The following is a 6,073-nucleotide window of genomic DNA, read 5'->3' as shown; positions in this document are numbered from 1 at the left end:
GGTCCGGGTGCTTCACCCCCCTGAGGGACCCGCCGCATCCGGTCCCCGCCGTTCCCGGACCCCGACGCCCGCCCGGCCACGAAGAGAGAACCGCCGCACCTCATGGTCACCCCCGAGCTGATCTCCCCGCGTTCCCCGCGTGTCGTCGCCGCCCGGCGGCTCGCCAAGCGCAACTTCCGGGGCAAGGACCGCCTCTTCATCGCCGAGGGCCCGCAGGCCGTCCGCGAGGCCGTCGAGCACCGCGGCTCCACCGGCGAGCCCACCCTCGTCGAGCTCTTCACCACCGTCGAGGCCGCCGAGCGCTACGCCCCGATCATCGAGGCCGCGCTCGCCTCCGGCGCCCGCGTCCACCACGCCTCCGACGCCGTCCTCGCCGAGGTCTCCCAGACCGTCACCCCGCAGGGCATCGTCGGCGTCTGCCGGTTCCTCGACTCCCCGTTCGAGGAGATCGTCGCGGCCCGGCCCAAGCTCGTCGCCGTCCTCGCCCACGTACGCGACCCCGGGAACGCCGGCACCGTGCTGCGCTGCGCCGACGCGGCCGGCGCCGACGCCGTCGTCCTCACCGACGCCTCCGTCGACCTCTACAACCCCAAGTCCGTACGGGCCTCCGTCGGCTCCCTCTTCCACCTGCCGGTGGCCGTGGGCGTCCCCGTCGAGCAGGCCGTCGCCGGGCTGAAGAGCGCGGGCGTGCGGATCCTCGCCGCCGACGGAGCGGGCCAGGACGACCTGGACGACGAACTCGACGCCGGCACCATGGGCGGCCCCACCGCCTGGATCTTCGGCAACGAGGCCTGGGGACTGCCCGAGGAGACCAGGGCGCTCGCCGACGCCGTCGTCCGCGTCCCGATCCACGGCAAGGCCGAGAGCCTCAACCTCGCCACCGCCGCCGCGGTCTGCCTGTACGCCTCCGCCCGCGCCCAGCGCACCCGAACCTCCGCCTGAAGGGTCCATTCCGCCCCTCTCGCCCAGTAGAGTGACGCACTCGGGGGCCCACTGCGCTACACGGAGGGGTGGGGTACGGGGATGACGGTCGGCACGGACAGTCCCGCACAGGCACGGAGCGCCGCGCCGCACGCCCCGGAGCCGCCCGGCCCCGCACCGGACGCGCCCGATCCCGCGGCGACCGCCGGTTTCGCCGCCGATCCCGCGGCAGCGGCCGGTTTCGTCGGCCTCGCCCCCGACGACCTGCCCGACGGTCTCGTCATCGCCGACGAGACCGGCCGGATCGTCTGCTTCAACGCCGCCGCGAGCCGCATCACCGCCGTCCCCGGCGGCCGCGCCCTCGGCCTGCCGCTCGACGAGGCGCTGCCCCTCGAAGACCTCAAGGGACGCCGCTGGTGGGCGCTGACCGACCCGTACGGCGGCCTCGCCATCCGCCGCGGCCAGCCCGAGCGCAACCTGCTGCTCCCCGGCGGCCGAGAGGTCCTCGTCTCCGCCCGGTACATCCGGGAGCACCCCACCGGGCCGGTCCGCCGGGTCGTGGTCTCGCTCCGCGGCACCGACGCCCGGCGCCGCACCGAGCGCAGCCACGCCGAACTCATCGCCACCGTCGCCCACGAACTGCGCTCCCCGCTCACCTCGGTGAAGGGCTTCACCGCCACCCTCCTCGACAAGTGGGAGAGGTTCACCGACGAGCAGAAGCGCCTCATGCTGGAGACCGTCGACGCCGACGCAGGCCGCATCAAGCGGCTCATCGCCGAACTCCTCGACATCTCCCGGATCGACTCGGGCCGGCTCGAAGTGCGCCGCCAGCCCGTCGACCTCGCCGCCGCGATCGGCCGCCACATCCAGGTCCACACCACCGGCGGCCAGCCCCCGGGCCGCTTCTTCGTCCGGATCAGGCCCCAGCTGCCCGCGCTCTGGGCCGACCCCGACAAGATCGACCAGATCCTCGGCAACCTCCTCGAAAATGCGGTGCGCCACGGCGACGGAACCGTCACCATCGAGGTGGCACCCGCCACGGCGGGCGAGGACGGAGAAGAGGGGACGGAGGTCACCGTGAGCGACGAGGGACCCGGCATCCCCGAGGCGTCGATGAACCGCGTCTTCACCCGCTTCTGGCGGGGCAGCAAGCGCGGCGGCACCGGACTCGGCCTCTACATCGTCAAGGGCGTCGTCGAGGCCCACGGCGGCACCATCACCGTCGGACGCGGCCCCCGGGGCGGGGCCGAATTCCGATTTATCCTGCCCGTCGGCACCCCGGCCCACCTCCTCTGACGTCTCAGCCAGCGAGACCGTACGAGATCAGAGGCCGCCCGGGTCGCCCACGGGCTCATTCGCGTCCCCGCGCCCCGTTAGACTCGTCCTTTGGCACGTTTGCGCCCTTGACGTCGAGCGGGGCCGCCCAGCCAGCCAACGGAAGCACGGGAAGAGATGTCCGCACCCAATAAGTCGTACGACCCGGTTGAGGTCGAGGCACTGAAACCGGAAGAGATCGAGCGCATGCGGGACGAGGCGCTCGCCGCCTTCGCCGCCGCGGGCGACCTCGACGCGCTCGCACAGGCGAAGACCGCGCACACCGGTGGCACCTCGCCGCTGGCGCTCGCCAACCGCGAGATCGGCGCCCTGCCCCCGCAGGCCAAGGCCGCCGCCGGAAAGATCGTGGGCCAGGCCCGCGGCGCCGTCTCCAAGGCGCTCGCCGCCCGCCAGGCGGAGCTCGAGGCCGAACGCGACGCCCGCGTCCTCGTCGAGGAGGCCGTCGACGTCACCCTGCCGTACGACCGCGTCCCGGCCGGCGCCCGCCACCCGCTGACCACGCTCATGGAGCGCGTCTCCGACGTCTTCGTCTCCATGGGGTACGAGGTCGCCGAAGGCCCCGAGGTCGAGGCGGAGTGGTTCAACTTCGACGCCCTCAACTTCGTGCCGGACCACCCGGCGCGCCAGATGCAGGACACCTTCTTCGTCCAGGGCCCCGAGGGCACCACGGGCGACGAGTCCGGCGTCGTGCTGCGGACCCACACCTCGCCGGTCCAGGCCCGCACGCTCATCGACCGGGAGCCCCCGGTCTACGTCGTGTGCCCCGGCCGCGTCTACCGCACCGACGAGCTCGACGCCACGCACACCCCGGTCTTCCACCAGATCGAGCTGCTCGCCGTCGACGAGGGCCTCACCATGGCCGACCTCAAGGGCACCCTCGACCACATGGTCCAGGCGCTCTTCGGCCCGGACATGAAGACCCGGCTCCGCCCGAACTTCTTCCCCTTCACCGAGCCGTCCGCCGAGATGGACATGCTCTGCTACGTCTGCCGCGGCGAGTCCGTCGGCAACCCGGAGCGCCCCTGCCGCACCTGCGGCAGCGAGGGCTGGATCGAGCTCGGCGGCTGCGGCATGGTCAACCCGAAGGTGCTGATCGCCTGCGGCGTGGACCCCGAGAAGTACAGCGGATTCGCCTTCGGGTTCGGCATCGAGCGGATGCTGATGTTCCGCCACAACGTGGAAGACATGCGAGACATGGTCGAGGGTGACGTCCGGTTCACCCGGCCGTTCGGGATGGAGATCTGATGCGGGTCCCGCTTTCTTGGCTGCGGGAGTACGTCGACCTGCCGGCGACGGAGACCGGCCGCGACGTCCAGGCCAAGCTCATTTCGGCAGGCCTCGAAGTCGAGGCCGTCGAGCAGCTCGGCGCCGGCCTGACCGGCCCGCTGGTGGTCGGCAAGGTCCTCACCATCGAGGAACTGACGGAGTTCAAGAAGCCCATCCGCTTCTGCACCGTCGACGTCGGCCAGGCCAACGGCACCGGCGAGCCCCAGGAGATCATCTGCGGCGCGCGGAACTTCGCCGTCGGCGACAAGGTCGTCGTGGCCCTGCCCGGCGCCGTGCTCCCCGGTGACTTCCGGATCGCCGAGCGCAAGACGTACGGCCGGGTCTCCCGGGGCATGATCTGCTCCGGCGACGAGCTCGGCATGGGCAGCGACGGCACGCACGGCATCATCGTGCTGCCCCCGGAGCACGAGGTCGGCATCGACGCCACCGTCCTCCTGGAGCTGTTCGACGAGGTCCTCGACATCGCCGTCACCCCGGACCGGGGCTACTGCCTGTCGATGCGCGGCGTCGCCCGCGAGGCCGCCACCGCCTACGGCCTGCCGCTGCGCGACCCGGCGCTGCTCGACGTGCCCGCGCCGAACTCGTACGGCTACCCGGTCCAGGTCGCCGACCCGATCGGCTGCGACCGCTTCACCGCGCGCACCGTCGTCGGTCTGGCGCCCGAGGCCCGCTCCCCGATCTGGCTGCAGCGCCGCCTCCAGAAGGCCGGCATGCGCCCGATCTCGCTGGCCGTCGACATCACCAACTACGTGATGCTGGAGCTCGGCCAGCCGCTGCACGCCTACGACCGCAGCCGGCTCGACGGCCCCATCGGGGTCCGCCGCGCCGAGGCCGGCGAGAAGATCACCACCCTCGACGGGACCGTGCGCGTCCTGGACGCCGCGGACCTGGTCATCACCGACAACCGCGGCCCCATCGGCATCGCCGGAGTCATGGGCGGTGCCCACACGGAGATCGCCGACCCGGAGACCGACCCCGAGACCGGTTTCGTCACCGGCACCTCCGAGGTCGTCATCGAGGCGGCGCACTTCGACGCGATCTCGATCGCGCGCACGGCCCGCCGCCACAAGCTGTCCTCCGAGGCGTCCAAGCGCTTCGAGCGCGGCGTCGACCCGCAGGCCGCCGCCGCTGCCGCGCAGCGCACCGTCGACCTGCTCGTGCTGCTCGCGGGCGGCACGGCCGAGGCCGGCGTCACCGAGATCAGCGCGCCGTCCGCGCCGCGCACGATCGCCATGCCGGCGAACCACCCGGACCGGGTCGCGGGCGTCGACTACGGCCGCGAGACCGTCGTCCGCCGCCTCCAGGAGGTCGGCTGCGACGTCTACGGCCAGGACGAGCTCGTCGTCACCGTGCCGTCGTGGCGCCCCGACCTCAACGAGCCGAACGACCTCGCCGAAGAGGTCATCCGGCTGGAGGGCTACGAGAACCTGCCCTCCACGCTGCCCAAGCCCCCGGCCGGCCGCGGACTCACCGAGCGCCAGCGCACCCACCGCCGCGTGGGCCGCGCCCTGGCCGGCGCCGGTTACGTCGAGGCGCTGAACTACCCGTTCATCGGCGAGCAGGCGCTCGACCAGCTCGGCCTGGACGCGGACGACGCCCGCCGCCGCGTCGTCACCCTCGTCAACCCGCTCTCCGACGAGGAGCCCGCGCTCCGCACGACGCTGCTCCCGGGCCTGCTCGGCGCGCTCCGTCGCAACGACAGCCGCGGCAGCCACGACCTGGCGCTCTTCGAGACCGGTCTGGTCTTCCGGCCGGGCGACCAGCCGGGCGTCGCCGTCCGCCTGGGCGTCGACCGCCGCCCCACCGACGAGGAGATCGCCGTCGTCAACGCCGCGCTGCCCCGGCAGCCGCGTCGTGTCGCCGTCGTCCTCGCCGGTGCGCGCGAGCAGGCCGGCTGGTGGGGCAAGGGCCGTCCGTCCGACTGGGCGGACGCCGTCGAGGCCGGCCGGACCGTGGCCGCCGAGGCCGGCGTCGAGCTGATCATCAGCGCCGACCAGCACGCCCCGTGGCACCCGGGCCGCTGCGCCGCCTTCCACGTCGAGATCGACGGCGAGAAGGTCCTCGTCGGTCACGCCGGCGAACTCCACCCCCGGGTGGTCAAGGCGTACGGCCTCCCGGCCCGCAGCTGCGCGATGGAGCTCGACCTGGACCTCCTGGAGCAGGCGAACGAGGGCCCCCTGCGGGCTCCCCGTATCTCCGCCTTCCCGGTGGCCACCCAGGACGTCGCCCTGGTCGTCGCCGGCGAGGTCCCGGCCGCCGATGTCGAGGCCGCGCTGCGCGAGGGCGCGGGTGAACTCCTCGAGTCCATCCGGCTCTTCGACGTCTACACCGGCGACCAGCTCGGTGAGGGCACCAAGTCCCTGGCGTACGCCCTGAAGTTCCGCGCCACGGACCGCACCCTCACGGTCGACGAGGCCAGCGCCGCCCGCGACGCGGCCGTCGCCCTGGCATCGGAGCGCACGGGAGCCGTCCTGCGCGGCGCCTGATCACGCACACCCCAGGAGGGGGCCGGCCCGGACGACACCGGGCC

At 73.3% G+C, this 6,073-nt stretch carries 4 protein-coding genes; all 4 read left to right on the top strand.

All coding sequences use genetic code 11. The features are described from left to right. The first annotated feature begins 102 nt into the window (after positions 1–102). Positions 103–942 (top strand): TrmH family RNA methyltransferase, encoded by an 840-nt coding sequence (locus tag ACFCY7_RS39365; protein WP_376490894.1) that lies wholly within the window; start codon positions 103–105, stop codon positions 940–942. Between the two features lie 81 nt (positions 943–1,023). Next, complete coding sequence (locus ACFCY7_RS39360; protein ID WP_376490893.1) at positions 1,024–2,217, top strand: ATP-binding protein; 1,194 nt, start codon at positions 1,024–1,026, stop codon at positions 2,215–2,217. Positions 2,218–2,373: 156 nt separating this feature from the next. Continuing rightward, a complete protein-coding gene (gene pheS, locus ACFCY7_RS39355) occupies positions 2,374–3,501 on the top strand; it encodes a phenylalanine--tRNA ligase subunit alpha (protein WP_376490892.1) in 1,128 nt (375 codons plus the stop codon). Further along, positions 3,501–6,029 carry a phenylalanine--tRNA ligase subunit beta gene (pheT, locus tag ACFCY7_RS39350; protein ID WP_376490891.1) on the top strand — a complete coding sequence of 843 codons (2,529 nt, stop codon included), beginning with the start codon at positions 3,501–3,503 and terminating at the stop codon, positions 6,027–6,029. Before pheS ends, pheT begins: the two co-directional genes overlap by 1 nt. Positions 6,030–6,073 lie beyond the last annotated feature (44 nt).

The sequence above is a fragment of the Streptomyces sp. NPDC056361 genome (assembly GCF_042262805.1).
Taxonomy (GTDB): Bacteria; Actinomycetota; Actinomycetes; order Streptomycetales; family Streptomycetaceae; genus Streptomyces.
This window is presented reverse-complemented; position numbering and strand designations above follow the sequence as displayed.